The sequence below is a fragment of the Deinococcus sp. genome, assembly GCF_018260555.1.
Taxonomy (GTDB): Bacteria; Deinococcota; Deinococci; order Deinococcales; family Deinococcaceae; genus Deinococcus.
In genome coordinates, this window is the sequence record NZ_JAGLBB010000056.1 from 1 (window position 1) to 20,758 (window position 20,758).

At 69.1% G+C, this 20,758-nt stretch carries 19 protein-coding genes and 1 pseudogene; 7 read left to right on the plus strand and 13 right to left on the minus strand.

Features of this window, described 5'->3' with window-relative positions; genetic code table 11:
- The 3 genes and pseudogenes from QZ271_RS11010 to ftsE form a co-directional block, all read right to left on the minus strand.
- A pseudogene (locus QZ271_RS11010) lies at window positions 1-1,037 on the minus strand (peptidase M23); the annotation flags it as partial.
- Window positions 1,038-1,167: 130 nt separating this feature from the next.
- Complete coding sequence (locus QZ271_RS11015) at window positions 1,168-2,031, minus strand: ABC transporter permease (RefSeq protein WP_291431386.1); 864 nt, start codon at window positions 2,029-2,031, stop codon at window positions 1,168-1,170.
- Window positions 2,028-2,711, minus strand: coding sequence for a cell division ATP-binding protein FtsE (ftsE, locus tag QZ271_RS11020; RefSeq protein ID WP_291431389.1), 684 nt, complete (start codon window positions 2,709-2,711; stop codon window positions 2,028-2,030). Before ftsE ends, QZ271_RS11015 begins: the two co-directional genes overlap by 4 nt.
- A 335-nt stretch (window positions 2,712-3,046) precedes the next feature.
- On the opposite strand from ftsE, the gene QZ271_RS11025 reads away from it, so the two are divergent.
- The gene (locus tag QZ271_RS11025) at window positions 3,047-4,366 is read left to right on the plus strand and encodes a S41 family peptidase (protein WP_291431391.1); all 1,320 of its coding nucleotides are present in this window, start codon (window positions 3,047-3,049) and stop codon (window positions 4,364-4,366) included.
- A gap of 154 nt (window positions 4,367-4,520) precedes the next feature.
- Here QZ271_RS11025 and QZ271_RS11030 read toward each other — a convergent pair whose 3' ends face one another.
- From QZ271_RS11030 to QZ271_RS11050, 5 genes are all read right to left on the minus strand, one after another.
- On the minus strand, window positions 4,521-5,192 hold the full coding sequence (locus QZ271_RS11030; RefSeq protein WP_291431393.1) for a hypothetical protein: 672 nt from the start codon (window positions 5,190-5,192) through the stop codon (window positions 4,521-4,523).
- Window positions 5,189-5,713, minus strand: coding sequence for a GNAT family protein (locus tag QZ271_RS11035; protein ID WP_291431422.1), 525 nt, complete (start codon window positions 5,711-5,713; stop codon window positions 5,189-5,191). The genes QZ271_RS11030 and QZ271_RS11035 overlap by 4 nt, the downstream gene beginning before the upstream one ends.
- 130 nt (window positions 5,714-5,843) lie before the next feature.
- Complete coding sequence (locus QZ271_RS11040) at window positions 5,844-6,227, minus strand: diacylglycerol kinase (protein ID WP_291431395.1); 384 nt, start codon at window positions 6,225-6,227, stop codon at window positions 5,844-5,846.
- 12 nt (window positions 6,228-6,239) lie between these two features.
- Window positions 6,240-6,707: an rRNA maturation RNase YbeY gene (gene ybeY, locus QZ271_RS11045; RefSeq protein WP_291431397.1), complete on the minus strand. Its 468-nt coding sequence runs from the start codon at window positions 6,705-6,707 to the stop codon at window positions 6,240-6,242.
- Window positions 6,708-6,797: 90 nt separating this feature from the next.
- Window positions 6,798-7,871, minus strand: coding sequence for a PhoH family protein (locus QZ271_RS11050; RefSeq protein WP_291431400.1), 1,074 nt, complete (start codon window positions 7,869-7,871; stop codon window positions 6,798-6,800).
- Window positions 7,872-8,101: 230 nt separating this feature from the next.
- Between QZ271_RS11050 and aroE the strand changes: the two genes are divergently transcribed.
- From aroE to QZ271_RS11070, 4 genes are all read left to right on the plus strand, one after another.
- Entirely contained in the window at window positions 8,102-9,007 is a 906-nt protein-coding gene (gene aroE / locus QZ271_RS11055; RefSeq protein WP_291431402.1) for a shikimate dehydrogenase, read from the plus strand.
- A complete protein-coding gene (locus tag QZ271_RS11060; RefSeq protein ID WP_291431404.1) occupies window positions 9,007-12,315 on the plus strand; it encodes a CHASE domain-containing protein in 3,309 nt (1,102 codons plus the stop codon). Before aroE ends, QZ271_RS11060 begins: the two co-directional genes overlap by 1 nt.
- A gap of 176 nt (window positions 12,316-12,491) precedes the next feature.
- On the plus strand, window positions 12,492-13,661 hold the full coding sequence (locus tag QZ271_RS11065; protein ID WP_291431423.1) for a hybrid sensor histidine kinase/response regulator: 1,170 nt from the start codon (window positions 12,492-12,494) through the stop codon (window positions 13,659-13,661).
- 192 nt (window positions 13,662-13,853) lie between these two features.
- The gene (locus QZ271_RS11070; protein ID WP_291431406.1) at window positions 13,854-14,252 is read left to right on the plus strand and encodes an OsmC family protein; all 399 of its coding nucleotides are present in this window, start codon (window positions 13,854-13,856) and stop codon (window positions 14,250-14,252) included.
- Window positions 14,253-14,360: 108 nt separating this feature from the next.
- Here QZ271_RS11070 and QZ271_RS11075 read toward each other — a convergent pair whose 3' ends face one another.
- The 5 genes from QZ271_RS11075 to deoC form a co-directional block, all read right to left on the minus strand.
- Window positions 14,361-16,424 carry a penicillin-binding transpeptidase domain-containing protein gene (locus tag QZ271_RS11075; protein WP_291431408.1) on the minus strand — a complete coding sequence of 688 codons (2,064 nt, stop codon included), beginning with the start codon at window positions 16,422-16,424 and terminating at the stop codon, window positions 14,361-14,363.
- The gene (locus QZ271_RS11080; protein ID WP_291431410.1) at window positions 16,421-16,960 is read right to left on the minus strand and encodes a Rod shape-determining protein MreD; all 540 of its coding nucleotides are present in this window, start codon (window positions 16,958-16,960) and stop codon (window positions 16,421-16,423) included. Before QZ271_RS11080 ends, QZ271_RS11075 begins: the two co-directional genes overlap by 4 nt.
- 178 nt (window positions 16,961-17,138) lie before the next feature.
- Entirely contained in the window at window positions 17,139-17,921 is a 783-nt protein-coding gene (gene mreC / locus QZ271_RS11085) for a rod shape-determining protein MreC (RefSeq protein WP_291431412.1), read from the minus strand.
- A complete protein-coding gene (locus tag QZ271_RS11090) occupies window positions 17,918-18,577 on the minus strand; it encodes a Maf family nucleotide pyrophosphatase (protein ID WP_291431414.1) in 660 nt (219 codons plus the stop codon). Before QZ271_RS11090 ends, mreC begins: the two co-directional genes overlap by 4 nt.
- Window positions 18,577-19,236 (minus strand): deoxyribose-phosphate aldolase, encoded by a 660-nt coding sequence (gene deoC, locus QZ271_RS11095; RefSeq protein WP_291431416.1) that lies wholly within the window; start codon window positions 19,234-19,236, stop codon window positions 18,577-18,579. The genes QZ271_RS11090 and deoC overlap by 1 nt, the downstream gene beginning before the upstream one ends.
- Before the next feature lie 91 nt (window positions 19,237-19,327).
- Between deoC and QZ271_RS11100 the strand changes: the two genes are divergently transcribed.
- Together QZ271_RS11100 and rpiA are read left to right on the plus strand one after the other, a co-directional pair.
- Window positions 19,328-19,822 carry a peroxiredoxin gene (locus tag QZ271_RS11100; RefSeq protein ID WP_291431418.1) on the plus strand — a complete coding sequence of 165 codons (495 nt, stop codon included), beginning with the start codon at window positions 19,328-19,330 and terminating at the stop codon, window positions 19,820-19,822.
- On the plus strand, window positions 19,819-20,508 hold the full coding sequence (gene rpiA / locus QZ271_RS11105) for a ribose 5-phosphate isomerase A (protein WP_291431420.1): 690 nt from the start codon (window positions 19,819-19,821) through the stop codon (window positions 20,506-20,508). The genes QZ271_RS11100 and rpiA overlap by 4 nt, the downstream gene beginning before the upstream one ends.
- Window positions 20,509-20,758 lie beyond the last annotated feature (250 nt).

The window sequence follows — 20,758 nt, forward strand, 5'->3', positions numbered from 1 at the left end:
GCCGCCTGTGCGTCGGCGGCGCGCTGGCGCGCCACGCGTTCCTGTTCGGCGCGGACGCGGGCCAGTCGCAGCGCCTCCTGCCGGGCGCGTTCCTGCGCCTCGGCGATCCGGCGGGCTTCTTCCGCCCGGCGGCGGCGTTCCTCTTCCAGGCGACGCTGCCGCTCGGCCTCCAGCCTTGACCGCTCGGCCACGACCTGCCCGGCGAGCTGATCGATGGTCCGCGCGGCCAGTGCCTGCTCGGCCTGCCGCTGCGTGGCGAGCGTCCGCTTGCCCGCCTCGCTGGACCGCAGTTGCGACAGCAGGGCCGTCTGCTCGGCGCGGCGGGCCGTGAGGTTCTTCAGGACGGCCGTTCGCTGCGCCTGCAATTCCTTCAGCTCCTGCGTCTGCCGAGCCTGCTGCGCTTTCTGCCGGTCCAGGACCTTGATCTCGCCCGCCAGGGTCTCAATGACGCGGGTGTTGTACTCGCCCGCTATGTTCGCGTACCGCAGCCGGATCAGCAGGTCCGACAGACTGCGCGACTGGGACAGCAGTTGCAGGTAACGGCCGCTGCGGTCCCGGTACTGTAGTTGAAGGATTTCGCGCACGTCGCCCCGCAAGCGGTCCACACGGACCTGTGTAACTTGCAACTGCGCGGCCGTCTCACCCAGGGCACGCTCGGCCAGCGCCACACGCGCCGTGACGGTCGCGATCTCGTTCTCCAGTTTTGCCGCGCTGGCTGCCAGGGTATCCAGTCGCGCCAGCGTCTGCCGCTGCTGGGCGCTGAGGTTCTGAATGCTGGCACGCAACGCCTGCAACTCGCGGGCCTTGGCGGCGCTCAGTTGCCGCTGCTGCTGAAGGTCACGCTGCAACTGTTCCAGTCGCTGACTGGTACTCAGGTCGGCGCTGGTACTCAAATCGGCGCGGGTGCCCGTGCCAGAGCGGGCGGCCGCTGGCGCCCCAGCCTGCTGCGCCGCCACGCTGGTCCAGCGGGACAGCCCCGGCGCGGCCGTCAGCAGGGATACGCCCAGCAACAGTGCCGCCCGGCCCCGTCGCCTCACGCAAGCTCCAGTGGATTGGGGTGCGGCGACCGTTCCACTCGGGCGAGCGGGGGCAAAAGCGGGACGGTTGCCGCGCGTGGGCTTGCCACCCCGGTCCAGTCGCAGTTGGGCGAGGCCGACAGGGTCCGTGTCACTCCAGCTCCCGCAGGTAGCGGCGCGTGGCGAACAGACTGCCCAGCAGCCCGATCAGGATGCCCAGGAGCGCCACGCCGCCCAGCAGTGGGAGCAGCGTTCCGGCGTCCTGAACGACCGGGAACACCGGGGCCAGCTGTTGCACGCGCCGCGCCAGCCCCAGGTACGCCGGGGTCAGGATGCCCAGTGACAGCGCTGCCGCCGCCGTGCCCACCAGCAGGCCCTCGATCACGTGCGGCATGCGGATAAAGCCCCGCGTGGCCCCCAGCAGACGCATCACGGTAATCTCGTCCCGGCGGGAGTACATCGCCACACGCACCGCGTTCAGGATGTTGAACAGCGTGCCCAGCAGCAGCAGCCCCACCAGCGCGTAGCCCGCGCCGCGCACGGCCGTCAGGGTCTTCACGGTCGGGTCCACGTACCCCGCGCCGTACTCGACGTCCTCCACGCCGGGCAGCGCAGAGACGGCCGCCGCCACGCTCCGGGAATCCTCGACCCGTGCCACCCGCATCCGCAGGGTGTCCGGGAAGGGGTTTCCGACCAGCGCCGCCGCGTCCCGGGTGTACGGCGAGTCCTGCGTCATCTCGGTCAGCACCTGCTCACTGGTCACCAGCGTCGCCTGGGTCACCTGCGGCAGCGCCTGCACCTGCGAGAGCAGTTGCTCGTCCTGCGCGTCGGGCCGCAGGAACGCCGCGACTTCCACCTGCGATTCCAGCTGCGAGAGCGTGCGGTTCACGTTCAGCGTCAGCAGCAGCACGAAGCCCAGCATCAGCAGCGTCAGCGTCATGGTCATCAGGGTCGCCAGGGTCGCCGTGACGTTCCCCCGCATCGCCAGCAGCGCCTCCCGGAAGTGGTAGTTCACAGCGCGTACCCGCCGTACGGATCGTCCCGCACCAGTTTGCCCTTGCGCAGCGTGAGCGTGCGGTGCCGGAACGTCTCGACCAGCTCCCGGGCGTGCGTGGCGACCACCACGGTCGTGCCGCGCAGGTTCACGTTCTGCAGCACCTTCAGGACCTCGCGGCTGTTGTCCGGGTCGAGATTTCCGGTCGGTTCGTCGGCCAGCAGCAGCGGCGGGTCACCCACGATGGCGCGCGCGATCGCCACGCGCTGCTGCTCGCCCTGAGACAGCTGAAGCGGCAGCGCGTACTTCTTGTGCTCCAGACCCACTGTGCGCAGCGCCGTCGTAACCCGCTGCGGCCACTCGCGCTGCGGCACGCCCGTCACGCGCAGCGTGAACGCCACGTTGTCGTAGGCGTTCAGGTGCGCCAGCAGCAGGTTGTCCTGAAAGACCGTGCCCATGCGCCGGCGAAGCAGGGCCGTGCGGCGGCCCCGGTACCGGGCCAGCGGCTCGCCCGCCACGCGCACCTCGCCCCGGGTGGGGAGCGCCCGTTTCAGGATCAGACTCATGAAACTGCTTTTCCCGGCCCCCGAATGCCCGACCAGGTACACGAACTCGCCCTTCCCGATCTGCAAGGACACGTCGTCCAGCGCCAGGGTCCGCGTCACGGGGTACTCCAGTGAGACGTTCTTGAAATCGATCACGCGGACCACCCGGTCAGGGCAGACAGCGACGGAAGGAGAGAACCTTTCATGCTCGCGGCACAGCATAGCCCACCCCCGCCCCCACACCATGAATGCGAGTGTCCAGCGGTACTCCAGAGGCGGGACGCAAACCGAGGTGTGATCCGGCTGTCGGTGGCCCGGCCGGGCGTCGCGTGCCGTCTGGACACGCCCGACGAAGGCCCGTGACGAAGGCCCGTGACGAACGCCCTTGACGAAGGCCGGCGCAACGGCGGCGCCTCCAGTCTTGCGCGCCGCGCCGCGAAGTGAATGAACTCCTCAAACGCACTTCACCTCCCGGCACTATCCTGCGAGACGTGAACGCCAAACGCCTGACCATCGTCGGGGTTGCCCTGACCGCCACTGCCGCTGCGGCTTACGCGCAGTTCGGCGGGTACACCCAGGCGAACCTCAGCAGCACCGCTACCGGCAAGACCTTCTTGCAGGTCATCAATGACCTGAACGTTCGCTACCTGTACCCGGTCGATCAGGAGAAACTGCTTCGCGGCGCCATCACCGGCGCAGTGGGCAGCCTGAACGACGAATTCACGTACTACAGCCCGCCTGAAGACAACGCCATCGACGCCGAGAATCTCAGCGGCGAGTTCTACGGCATCGGCGTGCAACTCGTCGCCGCAAACCCCGACGGGACTGGCGGCAAGATCGACAACGTCTTCAGGACCGGCGCGGCCAGCACGGCCGGCGTGCAGATCGGCGACGTGTTCGTGAAGATCGGCGATAAGGATGTCCTGACCGCCAAGCTGAACGAGATCGTACGCCTGGTCCGCGGGCAGAAAGGCACCACCGTCAGCGTCACGTTCGCCCGGGACGGTAAGCCCTACACCGTCAAGATGGAACGTCAGCCGGTCTCCATTGTCAGCGTCGAACAGACCGTGCTGCCCGGCAACATCGGGTACATCGCCCTGAACACCTTCTACAACGAGAAGGCCAGCGAGCAGTTCAACGCTGCCGTCGCCGACATGAAAAAGAAGAAGGTCGGCAGCCTGATCCTCGACCTGCGCGATAACGGTGGTGGCCTGCTGAGCGCCGGCGTGGACGTCGCCGATCAGTTCATGAAGAGCGGTCCGATCGTCAGCCTGCGCGACCGCAACAAGAACACCACCGTGTACGGCAGCGCCCGCAACGCCGCCACCGACTACACCGGAAAACTGATGGTCCTGGTGAACAAGAACAGCGCCAGCGCCAGCGAGGTCGTCTCCGGAGCCCTGCAGGACGTGGGGCGCGCCACCATCATCGGCGAGCAGACCTTCGGGAAGGGCGTCGCCCAGATTCCAGAAACGCTGCCCGACGGCGGCAAGATCGCCATCGTGAACAGCGAATGGCTGACCCCCAAAGGCCGCCAGATCCACAAGAAAGGCATCACGCCCGACGTGATCGTCAAGGACACCCGGTACACCGTGCCCCCCAACCTGACCGGCAGTGGCGTCGCCCCCGGCGCGAAACTCACCTTCACCCTCGAAGGAAAACCCGTGACCGTCACCGCCGACAAGGACGGCAAGTTCAGTTACACCGGCGACATCAAACGCCCCAACCGCAGCGCCCAGCAGGGCGAGGCCGTCGTGGACCTCCAGACCGACGCCATCCTGAAAAAAGCCGTGGCGCTGCTCGGCAACTAAACCCGGCCGCACCGCGCAGGCCGCCCTGTAAAGACGGGGGCGGCCTGCTCGTTCTGCCAGGGAATCCGATTGATTCGGTCCAGTCCTGAATCAATCCGAGCGGACGCGAGTAGGAATAGCAGACGGATTGGGCGGTATGAAGCGGCAGTCCGTATCAGTCCCAGTCCCAGGCGCGCCAGTCGCTGGCCTTCGCGGTTGCTGTGGCGGCAGACGGGCGTGTGGTCTGCCCGCTGTCCTGCTCGCTCTGGCTGCCCGGGGCCGGGTACCAGTCGTACGTGCAGGCCAGTGCGTGGTCCAGCCGCCCGCGCAGCAGCCTTTGCAGGTGGCTGCGTTCACGGTCCGTGACCCCCCCCACCTCCTGCGCCACGCGCCCTAGCGCGGCGCTCAGGGCAGGCAGGTACGGTTCGCGGGCCTTGCGGACTGCGCCGCGCCGCAGTGGCTCCGGGTGAATGACCGGGCGGTATGACCCGGCGGCCGCTTCCAGAAGCAGGGCGCGGCGCTGCTCGCGGATTTCGCGGGCGCGGGCGGCCCGGTCGCGGGCGTCGGCTGCGCGGGCCTGCGCGGCCAGGAAGGAATCCTGACGTTCCACGTCCAGCACGCGCGCCTTGGCGTACAGTTTCACGGGCGGGAGGCGGCGGCGGCCCATTTTCAGGCCGTTCGGGCGGGTCCCGTCGTGCTCGCCCAGGAAACGGGTGATCAGGGCGGGCGTCCAGCCGCGCTCCTTGAGGTCCTGGGTGGCCAGGAAACCCGGCGGGTTGACGGGCGCGGCCTTCTTCGCGGGGCGCTGGGGTGTGTCGGGGGTGCCGTGTGGCCTGGGGGGGTTCATGGCAGCGGCGTCCACTCCCGGCGCAGCAGGTCCAGTTGCACGCTGTCGTGCCGCTCGCCGCGTACCAGTCTGGCTTCCCGCACGCGGCCCGACTCGCGGAAGCCCAGGCGCAGGGCCGCGCGGATCATGCGTTCGTTGCCGCCCCAGGTCGTGAAGCTCAGGACGTGCGCGTCCGTCTCATGGAGCGTGGCGTCCACCCACAGGGCCAGCGCCCGCGAGCCCACGCCCAGGCCCCAGAACTGCGGATCGTGAATGATGATCCCCAGGTCCCACCAGCCGCCTTCCTCGGGGGGCGTTTCCGAGCGGTTCACCATGCCGATGCACTGCCCGCCCAGCGACACGACCCGCTCGTTCGGGTGGGGCGGCGTGCGCTCCATCTGCTCCACGTACGCCGCCAGCGATCCGGTCGTCTGCGCGGCCGGTAGGTACGGGGCGTCCCAGTCACGCCACTGCGCCTGCGGGTCCGTGAACCAGCGGCGCAGGGTGGGCAGGTCACGCGGGCGGCGGCCCCGGAGACTCAGGGACGACAGGTCCAGGCCCGCAGCGCCGGACGCGCTTTGGGTGGGGGAGAGGCCAGTGGGGAGGTCAGTCACGCCGGTATCCTGCCACGCGCGGGCCAGCGCCGCACACCGTCAGCCCCCCCGTACACCGTCAGCCGGTCCCCAGACGGGCCAGCAGGGGCGGCAGCAGCACGCTCAGGCCCACCAGCGCGGCGCCCGCACTGCCCAGCAGGACCGCGCCGGCCGCCGCGTCCTTGGCGACCCTGGCCAGCGGGCGACGCTCCGGGCTCGCCAGATCCACCACGGCTTCGAGCGCCGTGTTCAGCAGTTCCAGGCTCAGGACCAGCCCGCAGGCCAGCGCCACCGGGGCCACCGGCGCGCGCAACCACGTGCACAGGCCCAGCGCGACCAGGGCCGCCCAGCACTCGATCCGGAAGTTCGCCTGCGTGCGGTACGTGTGCACCACGCCCGCCCACGCGAAGCCCGCCGACCTCAGCCAGCGCCGCGCACTCCACGCCGACCCGTCACCCCGCACGCGCCGGGGCCCTCAGCTTCCGGCCGGCAGGGCCGCCTGCGCCGCCGCCCACGCCCCATGGAACACGTCCCACTCGGGTCCCTGCGCGCCCTCCTCGAAGCCCAGGCCGTCCGCGTGCGGGTGGTCGTTCCCGACCAGGTGGGTCAGGCCGTGACTGGCGAGCAACGCCACCTCGCGCGTCAGGCTGTGCCCGCGCGCGTCTGCCTGCCGCCTCGCGGTCTCCAGGCTGATCACAATGTCCCCCAGGTGCGGCGGGACGAACGGATCGCCCGGCTCCCAGGTGGGGAAACTCAGGACGTCCGTCGCGGCGTCCTCACCCCAGTGCTCGCGTTTCAGGGCGCGGATGGTGCGGTCACCGACCAGCACGACCGTCACCTCCCGGTCCGGCACCCCGAAATGCGCCATCACCGCCCCCAGACTGGCCCGCAGCGAGGGCCGCAGACCGGCAGGCGGGGTTTTACGGACGATCAGGTCAATCACTTGATAGAGGATAGTGGATGGCAGATGGCGGATGGCGGATGGCCCGGCTAACCTGCTCGCCGGGCCCCGCCGTCCATCAACCATCAACCTTCAACTTTGAACAGCGTGGTCCCCGTCGCCTTCGGGAATGCTGGCGAACTCGCCGCGCCGCGCGGCTCGCTGATCCTGCTCGGCGTTCTCGGCCGTCTCGTACGCCTTGATGATGCGCCCGACGAGCGGGTGGCGGACCACGTCCACGTCGGTGAATTGATGCCAGGCGATGCCCTCGATGGAACCCAGGACGCGCTTGGCGACGGCCAGACCGCTCGTGATGTGGCGCGGCAGGTCAATCTGCGTCACGTCGCCCGTGATCACGATCTTGCTGGCAAAGCCCATGCGGGTCAGGAACATCTTCATCTGCTCGCCCGTGGTGTTCTGCGCCTCGTCCAGAATGATGAACGCGTCGTTCAGGGTGCGGCCGCGCATGAACGCCAGGGGCGCGATCTCGATCACGCCGCTCGTCAGGTACGACTCGAACTTCTCCTGGTCCAGCATGTCCTGCAACGCGTCGTACAGAGGACGCAGGTACGGGTCGATCTTGGCCTGCAGGTCGCCGGGCAAGAAGCCCAGTTTCTCGCCCGCCTCGACGGCCGGGCGGGTCAGGATGATGCGTTTGACCTTCTTGGCTTTCAGGGCCTGCACAGCCATGGCGACCGCCATGTACGTCTTGCCGGTCCCGGCCGGGCCGACCCCGAAGGTGATGTCGCTGTTCTCGATGCTGTCCAGGTACAGTTTCTGCCCTGGCGTCTTGGGTTTCAGGCCGCGCGGCAGGTTCAGGCCCGTCACCTGCGTCTCGGCGGCCAGGCTGCGGCCCTCGCCACTCAGGCGCGCGGAGCGCAGCAGACTGTCGGGCGTGAGTTCACCGCCGCCGCGCACCACGTCCAGCGCGTCGCGGACCATCCGCTCGGCGCCGCGTACGTCGGCCTCTTCGCCGGTGATGGTGATGGTCTCGCCCCGCGCGACCAGTTTCGCCTTCGTCAGTTCGCGCATGCGGCGAAGGTTCGCGTCGCCCGCGCCCAGCAGCGAGTACGCCTCGCGCTGGTTCTCGATCTGGATGGTGGCGGTGGTCGGGGTGGTCGTCGCGGCCGGAACGGGCTGGCCCGACTCGTGTTGGGGGTGTGTCAAGTGTTCTCCAGTCGCGCGGCGTGGCGGACCCTCCCCCCGGGACCGGTTGGGGAGGCAAGAAGGCGTGGGGTCATTGGGGTGTCCCTATTCTCTGCGGGAAGGCCCCTGCCGGGCCGTGTCCCGCAGCACATTCTCCGGCCGGGGCGGGCGGCGCGGCATCCGCCAACTGGACAGGTGTGGGCCGCGCGTCCGGGCCGGTGTTTTTCAGGGGGATGCTCTAGACTGAGCGTGTGAGCCTGCCGGACGCACCCCCTGCCCTTCACGCCTTCCTGTACGCCGATCCGGCCGCGCATTCCCTGTCGCCCCGTATGCACCGGGCGGCGTTCGCTCATGCGGGTCTGAGTGGCACCTACGACGCGTTGCGGGTCGCTCCGGCCGACCTACCGGGTGCGGTCGAGGCCCTGCGGCGGCCCGGCGTGCTGGGCGCGAACCTGAGCCTGCCGCACAAGGAGGCCGCCCTGCCGCTGCTTGACCGTCTCAGTGACGCGGCGCGGGCGGTGGGGGCCGTGAATACCATCGTTCACCGCGACGGCCAGTTGCACGGCGACAACACCGACTCGCCGGGCCTGCGCGACGCCCTGTACGACGCCGGGTACATCTGGGAGCAGGGCGCCGAGGTGATCGTGCTGGGCGCCGGGGGGGCCGCCCGCGCCGCCGTACACGCCCTGATCACGGGCCGGCAGAACGTGACGGTCGTGAACCGCACCCTGGAACGCGCGCAGGCCATCGCCGCCGACTTGCACGTCCCGGACGCCGAATTTCAGGTGGCGGCCCTGCCCGCCCACGCGGCCCCGTGGGAGTCGGCGGCGCTGGTCGTGAACGCCAGCAGCGCCGGACTGAACGACCCAGGCCAGACGCCGCTGGACGCCGCGTTCCTGGCCCGCCTGCCCGCCGGGACGCTCGTGTACGACATGGTGTACAAACCCGCCGAGACCCGGTTGATGCGGGAGGCCCGCGCCGCCGGTCTGAACGCCGAGAACGGCCTGGGCATGCTGGCCCATCAGGCCCGGCTGGCCTTTCAAGCCTGGACCGGCGCGGACGTGCCCGTGAGCGTGTTCCTGAACGCCCTTCAGGACGCCCCCCAGCCCGGTCCGGTCCCGACGCAGGGTGACGACCCCACCGGAGTTCAGGGCTGATGGGCCGCCCGCTCGGTCAGCGCGCTCCAGTGATGGTGCTGTTCCTGATCGTGGGCCTGACCCTGGCGGCAGCCCTGGTCGTCAACGCCTTCGTGAGCGCCCAGCAGCGCAGCCGCTTCGAGCGGGAAGCCGCCGTGTACACCCAGGCGCTGCAGGACCGCGTGTCCGTGTACGAGCGGCTGCTGGGCACGATGCGCGCCGCGTGGGTCGCGGGGGGGCCGCTGCAGGCCGAGGCGGCCTTCACGCGTTTCGTAGACGGCCTGGACCTCGCCAAACGCTACCCGGGCCTGCAGGCCGTCGGGTACGGCCGGGCGGTCGCGGCGTCCGATACGGGCCGACTGGAACGCGAGTTACGGCAGACCGTCAAGCCGGACTTCCGGGTGAGACAGGCCAGCGACACCCAGGCGGAGCGGGTCGTGATCTCGCTGATCGCCCCGCTCAACGCGCAGAACGTCTCGGCGCTGGGATTCGACATGAACAGCGAACCCCGCCGCGCCCGGGGCTTTCATGCTGCGCGGACCCGTGACCGCGTTCAGGCGACCGACCTGCTGCCGCTGGCGCAGCGGGATGAGGCCGGCCAGCCCCTGAACGGGTTCCTGATGATGCTGCCCCTCTGGAACGACCCGGAGCAGCGGCAATCCCTGCGTGGGTTCCTGTACGTCGCCGTACGCGCCGACGCCCTCTTGCAGGACCTCACACCATTTCAGAGCGGCGAAGCGCTCCGCACCCGCGCCCTGCTTGCGGGTCATGACCTTCAGGTGAGCCCGCCGGACCTGGGAGGCCTGCCGTTCCGGTACACCTCGACCTTCTCGAAGGCCGGGCAGCAGTGGACCCTGGTTCACGGGGCCAGCGCCGATTTCGGCCGGGATTTCGCTTCGATCATTCCGCTGCTGATCGTGCTGGTCGGGCTGGTCACCGCTGGCGTGGCCTTCTTGCTGGTCAAGGCGCAGGTGGACGCCCGCACCCGCGCCGAGAACCTGAACGTGTCGCTGGCGCAGGCCCGCACGCGCCAGGAACAGGCCCGCGCGGAATTCGAGGCGATCTTCCAGTCCATGCAGGACGCCGCTGCCTTCACCGATCCCGGCGGCCGCATCCGCATGGTCAACCGCGCCCTGAGCGAGCAGTTCCGGGCCGCGCCGGGCGCCCTGAACGGGCACCTGCTGGGCGTCATTCACAGTGACCGCCGCCTGGATAACCACCCGAGCTTCAACGCGCTGACCACGACCTTCACGCGGCAGGACGGCAGCCACTTCCAGGGCGAGATGCAGCGCGGCGAGGTCCGCAGCCATGACGGCGCGCTGCTGGGCCTGCTCGAAACCATCCGCGACGTCACGGACCGCGTTCAGTCCGAGCGCGCCCTGCTGGCCGGCGAACGCCGCTCACGCAGCATCCTGGACGCCATTCCACACATGATCAGCGTCAGCGACCCCGACGGGCAGGTGACCTTCACCAACGGCCAGTTCAGCGCCCGGCTGGGACCGCAGGGCCTGCGCGGCCACCTGGACGCCACCGGGCGCGCCGCGTACAGCCAGATGACCCGCGAGGCCGAGCAGAGCGGCGAGGGCGCGCAGTGCGAGGTGCAGCTGCAACTGCCGGGTGGGCCACGCTGGGCGGTGCTCAAGATCGTGCCGGTCCTCGATGAGCACGGGCAGGTTAGCGAGTGGGTGACCAGCGCCACCGACATCCACGACCGCGTGACCGCCGAACGTCTCGCGCAGCGCAACGAGCAGCGGTACCGGGGCGTGATCGAGGGCATGCCGCAGATCGTGTGGCTGACCGACCCGATCGGCACGCCCGTGTACTTCAACCGGCGCTGGAGCGAATTCGTGGGCGTGTCCCGCAGCGCCTCGGGCTTCCTGGGCCTGCTGCACCCCGAGGACCGCGCCGACTACTCGCGCCGCTGGGCGGACGCGCTGCGCCTGACCCGTCCCTTCGAAGCCGAGCACCGCCTGCTGCGCCACGACGGGCAGTACCGCACCTTCGTCACGCGCGGCTTGCCGGTGCGCGACACGAAGGGCCGCGTGATCGAATGGGTCGGGACGAGTACCGACGTGGACGACTCTGTGTACGCCGAGAACGCCGCGCGCCTGCTGGCCGACGTGACCGAACAGCTGAACGTCCGCAGCGCAAACGTCGATCCGCTGCGCCACGACCGCTACCGCGCCGCGCTGGCCCGCCTGACCAACCGCTTCGCGCAGGGCGCCGCCCTCTGGAGCGTCCACCCGACCACGCTGCTGGCCACCTCCAGTTCCTCTGATACATGGAACGCGCAGGCTTTTCAGGCCGTGGCCGCGCAGGCCACCGAACGTGTCCTGGTGACCGAGGAGCCGGTCTTTATCGGCGCGGACCCGGCCCTACACCGCATGAACGCCACGGGCGCGCTGTTCTCGCCGCTGATCGGGCGGGACGGGTCGCTCGTGGGTGTGCTGTGCCTGCTGTACCGGCAGGCGCTGACCGACCGCGATCAGGACCTCGCGCAGGACCTCGCGCAGCGCTTCACGTCCGCACTGAGCAACGACCTTCTTCAGGAGCGCGTGAACGCCGCGCAGGCGGACCTGCACCAGCTTAACCAGTCGCTTGAGGAACGCGTGCAGCGCCGCACCCTGGAACTCGAGGCGGCCAACCATGAACTCGAAGCGTTCAGTTACAGCGTCAGTCACGACCTGCGCACGCCCCTGCGGCACATCGTGGGCTTCGGTGACCTGCTCGTCAAGGAAACCGGTGGCGGCCTCAGCCCCAAGGGCCAGCGGTACCTGAAAGTCATCACGGACTCGGCCGGGCGCATGAGTCAACTGATCGACGACCTGCTGGCGTTCTCCCGCATGGGCCGCCAGGAGCTGCGGCGCGAGCCCGTGAACCTGAGCAGCGTGATCGGCTCGGCCTGGACGGCCCTGGAACCCGACCGCGCCGGACGCCACGTCACACTGCACCTGCCCAGCGACCTCCCCACCGTGAGTGCCGATCAGAACCTGCTGGAACTGGTGTTCACGAACCTGCTCAGTAACGCCATCAAGTACTCGCGCGGGCAACCCGATGCCAGCGTGTGGGTCACCGCCCAGACCGGCCCGGAGGTCGTGACCGTCTCGGTGCGGGACAACGGCGCTGGGTTCGACCCGCGATACGTGGATAAACTGTTCGGTGTGTTCCAACGTCTGCACCGCCCCGATGAATTCGAAGGCATCGGCATAGGCCTCGCCAACGTGCGAAGAATCGTCAACCGTCACGGCGGTCAGGTCAGCGCGGACGCCGTGCCGGGTGAGGGCGCGACCTTCACCGTTACGCTCCCTATACACCCGGAGGAAGCGTGAACACCACGGATCCCAGTCAACACCCCCACCCGACCAGTGCCTCTCCCCTGAACCTGGCGCCCAGTTCCCCAACCCCTGACGACCCGGCTCCCAACGACCCGGCTCCCAGCAACCGGGCAGGCTCGCCCGCCGATCTCGGGCTGGGCGTCCCGGAACCAGGCGAGCCGCTGCGCATCCTGCACCTGGAAGACAGCGAGCTGGATCACGAGCTGGTCACCATGCACATCGAAACCGATCTGCCCTGGGCGGTCGAGATCAACCGCGTGGAAGATGAGCAGGGGTTCCTGAATGCGCTGAACACCCCGCCCCACCTGATCCTCAGTGACTTCGCGCTGCCCAGTTACGACGGCCTCAGTGCGTACCGCGCCGCGCACCTGCGTCACCCCACCGTGCCGTTCATCATCGTGACCGGCGCCATGGGCGAGGAAACCGCCGTGGATACCCTGCGCGAGGGCGTCACCGACTACATCCTCAAGCAGCGCCTGGAACGACTGGCCCCCAGCATCCGCCGCGCCATCGCCGAGGTCGAGAGCCGCATCCGCCGCGAACGCGCCGAACGGGAGATCCGGCAACTGAACGGCTCACTCCAGGTCCGCCTGGAAGAGGTCGAGCGCCTGCGCAACACCGCCGAGCGGCAGAGCCAGCGCCTGGAAATCCAGGCCAAGCAGCTCGAGGAAGCCCTGAACCTCCAGAAGACCTTTCTGGCCGAAACCAGCCACGAACTGCGCACCCCCCTGACCGCCCTGCACGGCTACCTGCGCCGCGCCGAACGCGAGGCCGGCGGCAGCCAGACCCTGCTCGACGCGCAGCGCGTCGCGGAGAACATGACCCGCCTTGTGAACGACCTGCTGCAACTCTCGCGCGGGGAACTCGTGCAGAGCATCGAGATGCACTTCATGAACCTCGGGCAACTGCTGCGCCAGGTGGGCCGCGACTACGGCGTGAACGCCCCGGACGGCGCGTACGAGATCGTGGGCGACCCCGGGCGCCTGAACCAGGTGTTCATCAACCTCGTCACGAACGCCATCCGGGTGACCGGCAGCTCCGACAGGGTGGCCCTGGAGATCGTGCCCCGCCCCGGCGAACTGGAAGTCCGCGTGGTTGACCATGGCCCCGGCGTGCCGGACGCCGTGAAACACCGCATCTTCGACAAATTCTACCGGGGCAAGGAAGCCGGGTCCGCCGGGCTGGGCCTGACCATCGCCCAGCAGGTCGTGACCGCGCACGGCGGCACCATCGACGTGGTGGACACGCCCGGCGGCGGCGCTACCTTCCGCGTGCGCCTGCCGCTGCCCGACGAGGAAGACGGCCTGGACGACACGTCCCCGGCCACCACCGACGGCTGATCCCGACTCCGGATCAGTGGTTGACAAATTCGTTCGATCCGCGCGGCTGCGAGGAAGCGTCCGGCGAAGCTCCGGGCATGGCATGGGCCACCCGAGGTGCTTGCGGGTCAATGGAACAGACGGCTGTCCTGCCGTGCAGGCAGGTTGGACAGCGGGACCACCTTCACGCGGGGCGCGCGGTAGCCTGCGCGCATGAAGAAGACCCTGCATGTCACGTGGCTCGGCGAGCAACGCTACCTGGGCGTCAGCGAGAGCGGGCACCAGTTACTGATCGACAACAGCCCCACCAAGGTGGGCGTGTCGCCCATGGAGGCTCTGCTTGGCGCGCTGGCCACCTGCACCGCCTACGACGTGGTCGAGATCATGAAAAAACGCCGCACGCCCCTGGCCTCCTACCGCGTCGAGGTCGAAGGCGAGCGGGCCGACACCAACCCGAAACGCTACACGCACATCACGGTGCGCCACATCGCGAGCGGCGAAGGCGTGACGGGCGAGGCACTGGAGAAGGCCGCGCACCTGAGTCACGAGAAGTACTGCTCGGTCGCCGCGACCCTGAACAGCGAGATCGCTGTCGAAACCCGCGTCGAGTAGACCGGGTCTCTCGCCCGCCGCGTGAAGGCCGGTGGCTTTCACGGGCCGTCCGTAGAGCGCGGCCGGGGCGAATATTCCGGCTTTTCGTGGGGCAGCGGGGTGGGCCGTTCAGGGTCGCTGCGTGCCGCTGGCCGCCCCAGCCGCCGCGGCCCGCTGCGCCCTGATCTTGTACACCTCGTGCATCTGGTCGAGTTCGCCGGTGCAGGGCTGCTGTGTGTTCAGGGGCAGGGCGCTGCCCTGTTCGTTCAGGGTCACGCACCAGCGCGCGGCGAACATCTTCTTCGCGGCTTTCAGGGCCGGGCCGGACCCCTCACCGCCGTTCTGGAAGAACGTCACGACCGCGAAGTTCGGGCTGGACAGCGGCCCGTACCCCTCGTACCACGCGTGCGTGTATGCGTAGCCGCCCCGGCGACTCAGGCCGTTCTCGGCCGTGCCGGTCTTCCCGCCGGTCCGTACCGGGAACAGCAGCGGGCCGACCTCGTGCCGGGACGTGCCGGTAGGAATGCTGGTCGTCCAGGACATCCCCTCCTTTACAAAGTCGAACACGGCGGTGTTGCCGTTGCGGACCACGTTGACGGCCGGTTTACGGGCAACCGGGACCCCGCCGACCGCTTTGAGGACCGTCAGGGGGCGTTTCTGCCCGCCGTTCACGATGGTGGACATCACCGAGATGACCTGCGCGGGCGTGACCAGCACGTCCCCCTGACCGATGCTCATGTTCAGGCCGAACCCCGGGTACCACGGGGCCTGGGGACTGGAGTAATCATCCACGTCGAGCAGCAGGCCGGTCTTCTCGCCGACCAGTTCCACGCCGGTCCCGCTGTTGTATCCCAGTTCTGTCAGGCGGGACTTGAGTTGCCGCGAGTACTCTTCCGGACCGGCCCGCGCCGCCGAATCGTAGTACCACGTGTTGCACGAGAAGGCCACGGCCTTGCGGCCATCCACCGGACCCAGGCTGTAGTGCGCCCAATTATTGAACCTCGCCCGCCCGAAGTAGTACGACGGAGCGCAGTTCACCGTGAAATTGCCCCACTTCTCCACGTACATCAGGGTCGTGGCGATCTTGAACACGCTGCCCGGGTTGTACGATTGCACGGCGCGGTTGGTGGTCACGGCGTCCAGCTCCGCCAGGGGGCGGTTCGGGTCGATGGCCCAGTTCTTGGCAGCCGGGTCGGGGCTGGGCACCCGCGAGAACCAGTTCGGATCGTACGCCGGACTGCTGGCCATCGCCAGGATCTCGTTGGTGCGAGGATCGATGGCAATCACCGCGCCGCGCGTGTAAGGCTCGGCCGGCTTACCGTACTTCGCGCGGCCCGCGTTCACGTCGCGCAGACCCTCACGCAGCGCCCGCTCGGCGGTCCGCTGAAGGGTGGAGTCGATGGTCAACGTCACGTCCTGCCCCTTCCTGCCGGGCGTGATGATCCGCTCGGTCTGCGGTTTGCCGCCTGCCGTGACCTCACGGCGTTTCAGGCCGTTCCTGCCCTGTAGCGTTTTTTGCAGGCTGTACTCCAGGCCGCTGCGGCCCACCAGGTCTCCCAGCGTATAGCCCTCGTCCTCAATCTGCTTCTGCGTGGCTTCCTGCACGTACCCCAGCAGGTGCCCGGCCATCTTGCCTTCCGGGTACACCCGCTCGACCCGTTCGCGCAGTTCCAGGCTCGGGACCAGCACCGTGTACTCGTAGAGCGCCGAGAGTTTCTCGTGGGGGATGTTGCGCGCCAGGACCGTTTGGGCCTCGCGTTGGCGGTCCGGTTCACGAGGCTGCGCGCCATCGAGCGCCCCGGGTTTGATGCCCGCCAGGTACACGATCTTGTCCCATGACGGAATGGCCTGCTCGGGATCGTCCGGGTTGCGGCGGCCCGTGTAGACGAGATCCACGGCCAGCCGGTTGGTGGCCAGCAGCACGCCGTCGCGGGTGCGGATCTCGCCGCGCAGGGCCGGCACCACATCGTCGCGCTGATAGTTGCTGGCCGAACGCACGGCGAACTGGTCGTGCTGCACGATCTGCAACTGGTACAGCCGCCCGCCCAGGACCAGCAGGCCCAGGCTGAAGGTCAGGGCCGTCCACTTGACCCGCGCCGCTCCCTCCTGTGACGAGCGCCGCGTGCGGGCCTTCGCTGCCGCCCGGCGGCGACCGCGCACCCGGCGGTCCAGGGCTTTTCCGGCGCGGCTCACGAGAGCTGCTCCTCGGGACCACGGCGCGGTCCAAAGGTCCACGCCACCAACCGGTCCCACAGCGGGAAGACGAGCAGTGTGCCCACCAGCAGCGGCGGCACGGTCGTCCAGAGGAGAGCCACCGTGATCAGGTCCGCGCGCAGCCAGTAGTTGAGGAACAGGAAGGTCAGCCACTCACCAGTCACGGCCAGCAGAACCGTCAGCAGAGACTGGAACAACCCGCTGTCGGCCACGGAGCGGCGCACCAGCAGCGCCAGCAGCGCGCCGCCCATCACGCCCGCCGCGTGCAGGCCCAGCGTGCCGCCGCCCAGCAGGTCCTGCCCCAACCCCACGCCGTACGCGGCCACCAGCGCCCAGGCTGGAGGCAACCGCCACATCAGCGCCACGCCGGTCAGCAGGAACAGGTCCGGCGCGGGAATCCCGGCGGCGTCCGACAGGCGCGACAGCACGCCCTGCGCGGCGATCAGCAGCGCGGTGTACACGAGCAGTTTGACCCAGCGCAGTGGACCGCGCGAAACCGGGTAGGCGTTTCTCATACTCGCTCCGACCGATACGGAGCCGGGTGAGAGGGCGCGGAGCGCGTGGCAGAAGCAAGGACGTAGCAGCGGGAATGGAGCGATTCCGGCGCCTTCCCGGAAACCCGCAATGAGAGTTTCGACGTGCTTATCCACCCTGTGCGCTGACAGGTTGTGAACAGAACAGACGGATTGCGTCTCACAGGCCCTCCAGCAGCGTGACGTCCTCGATCACACCTACGTCCACGCTGGGTTTCACGATGACGGTCCGGCTGATGTCATTCGGGCCGAGCGGCAGCACCTTCTCGACCGTGCCCACGCGGACCCCAACCGGGAAGACGCCGCCCAGACTGTTCGTGACCAGCACGTCCCCGACCTTGATGGGTACGCTGCGCGAGAATTCGGCGCGCAACCGGTCGGGTGGTATGCCGCGCGCCAGTCCGCGCCCACCCTTATTGCCCTGGAGGGTGACACCCACGCTGCTTTCCGGGTCCACCAGCGCCACGACCGTTGAGCTGTGTTCCGACACGTCCGTAATCTGCCCGACCAGTCCGGCCGGAACGGTGACCGGCATGCGCAGCCGCACACCGTCGCGCGACCCCATGTTCAGGTCCAGCCGCGCCAGGAGCGGACTGGGATCAACGGCGATCACCTGCGCGATCCCCAGAGCGTTGGGGGCCTGCGTGGTCGTGATGTTCATCACCTGCTTGAGTCGTGAGACCTCGCGCCGTAACAGTTCGTTCTGCTGGCGCAGCACGTCGTTCTGCCTGCCCAGCCTTCCCACCTCGCGCGACAGGTCCCGCTCATCGAGCAGTGTCACGTACGCCCGGCGAATGTTGTCGGCTACCACGACGGACGCCCGCGTGATGGAGGCCGTCCCGGCACGCAGGGCCGACGGCGCCACCACCTGAAAGCGGGTGGTGACCATGCTGAGAAACAACAGTCCCAGCGAGACCAGCAGGAGTCTGCGGACCTCGGTCACGCCCCGGCGACCTCCAGGGGCGGCGCGGCGTGCAGGGGCGGCGCGGCGTGCAGGCTGCCCCACACAGGAACGCCCGCCCCGCGCAACACGCGGATCACGACCGACAGCGGAAAGCCCACCACGTTCGAGTACTCGCCGTCCAGACGCTCGACCAGCGCCATGCCCAGGCCCTGAATGCCGTACCCGCCGGCCTTGTCCAGACCCTCGCCCGTCGCGGCGTAATGCGCGGTTTCCGCGTCGTCCAGCGCGCGGAAGGTCACGCGGGTGCGCGCCACCTCGACCGATTCGGCCGCGCCGTGCAGGGCCGCCACGCCGGTGTACACGTCATGCGTGCGGCCCGACAGCAGGCGCAGGAACGCCTCGTTCTCGGCGGTCGTGGCGGGCTTGGCCAGCAGCGCCGCGCCCACCGCGACCACCGTGTCCGCCGCGAGGACCACGGCGTCCGGGTGCGCGCGCGCCACCGAGCGGCCCTTGAGCAGCGCGAGTTGCGCCGCCAGCGCGCGCGGGTCCGTCTCGGTGCTGGCCTCGTCCTCGCCGCTGACGATCACCTCGAAGGCCACGCCCAGTCCGCCCAGCAGTTCACGGCGCCGGGGACTGCCGGACGCCAGCACCACCCTCGGTGCGGTGGGGGCCGCGCCGCCGGAGACGCCCGTCACTAGTAACCGTCGCTCTGCTCGCCCGCCACGAGCGCCACGCCACCTGACGTGCCCAGGCGCGTGGCCCCGGCCCCGATCATGTCCAGCGCGTCCTGGGCGCTGCGCACGCCGCCTGCCGCCTTGATCTGCGCGCGGCCCGCGATGACCTGCGCCATCAGTTGAACGTCGGCCACGGTCGCGCCGCCCGCGCCGAAGCCCGTGCTGGTCTTCACGAAATCAGCGCCGCCCAGCACGGCCGCCTCGGTCGCGCCGCGCTTTTGCTCGTCCGACAGCGCCGAGGTCTCGATGATCACCTTCAGCACCGTGTCCGGAATGGCGCGGCGCACCGCGCGCACGTCGGCCTGCACGGCGTCCCAGTCGCCCTGCAAGGCTGCGCCGAGGTGAATCACCATGTCCACCTCGTCCGCGCCGGCCTCGACGCTCAGGCGGGCCTCGACGGCCTTCTGGTCGGGGCTGACGGCCCCCAGCGGAAAGCCGCACACGGTCGCGATCTTCACGCCGCTGCCTTCCAGTTCTGCTTTCGCCAGCCCGATGAACACCGGGTTGATGCACACGGCGTAGAACGCATGTTCACGCGCCTCGGCGCACAATTTCTGAATATCGCCAGCGGTGGCGGTGGGTTTAAGCAGGGTATGGTCAATGTACGGCGCAAGCATCACCCCCCCAGCATACGCAGACCAGGCTAAGAAGGTTGAACGTCCGCCGCCCGCTACTCCCGGCGGGGCCGCGCACGCTACCCTGGGAAACGCCATGACCGACCCCTCCACACCGCCGCAGGCCGGCCAGCCGTTCCCCGCCTTCGCCCTTCCCGACGCCCAGGGCCACCTGCATACCCTCGCTGACTACGCCGGGAAGTACGTGGTGCTGTACGTGTACCCCAAGGACGACACGCCCGGCTGCACCAAGGAAGCCTGCGACTTTCGCGACAGCGCTGGCCTGAAAGCCCACGGCGCCGCCATTCTGGGCGTCAGCGCCGACGACGCTGGCAGCCACGCCCGCTTCGCCGAGCGGTACTCGCTGCCCTTCCCGCTTCTGACCGACGACGGCGCGGCCTTCCTGCGCCAGGTCGGGTCGTACGGCACCAAGAACATGTACGGCAAGGTCACCGAGGGCATCAAACGCCAGACCTTCCTGATCGCCCCGGACGGCACGCTGGTGAAAGCCTGGCTGGCCGTGAAGGTCGAGGGGCACGCCGATCAGGTCGCCGCCGCCATCGAGAAACACCGCGCCCAGGAGAACGCGTGAGCCCCGACCTGGAAGGCCTGAAAAAGGAGGCCGCCATCCGCGCCGTCGCCCTGGTCGGCAGCCGGATGCGCGTGGGCCTGGGCACCGGCAGCACCGCAAAGTACGCCATCGAGGAAATCGGCCGCCGCCTCGCCGCCGGTGAACTGAGCGGCGTGACCGGCGTCGCTACGAGCGAGGCCAGCGACGCCCTGGCCCGGCAGGTCGGCATTCCCGTCGAGGCGCTCGACCCGCGCCCGCTGGACATCGCCATCGACGGCGCCGACGAGATCGACCCGGCCCTGAACCTGATCAAGGGACTGGGCGGCGCACTGCTGCGCGAGAAACTCACCGAGGTGCAGGCCCGGCAACTCGTGATCATTGCCGACCACACCAAGCTCGTGACCCGCCTCGGCGAGAAAGCCCCGCTGCCCATCGAGATCGCCCGCTTCGGGTTCCTGAGCACCATCGAACGCCTGCGCGCCGTGCTGAGCGCCGGTCGCCTGCGCCAGAACGGCGCGCAACCCTACGTCACCGACAACGGGAACCTGATCTTCGACGCGCAGATCCCCGAAGGGCACGACATCCACGCACTCGAACGGCAGCTCAAAGGCACGCTGGGCGTGATCGACACCGGCCTGTTCCTGGGCATGGCGCAGGTGGCGTTCGTGGCCGCGCCCGGCGGCGTGCAGGAACTCCGCCCGCAGTAAGCCGGGCTCCGGAGGAGTGGCCTGCAAAGCCGTTCCATCCGAGCGGATCTGGAGAGCTGCCCCGCAGAGTGCACAGGCGCGAAACACACGGAGTCGGGAGAACACCGGCACAGAGCGAGGCCCCGGCATTCAGGCGCCGGGGCCTGCGTCTGTGCTGTTGACCTCTGCGGCTCAGTACACTGCGTTTATCTTGTAGATAAACCGCGCGGAGCGCGTAGCAGAAGAAAGTACGTTGGAGCGGGAATGGAGA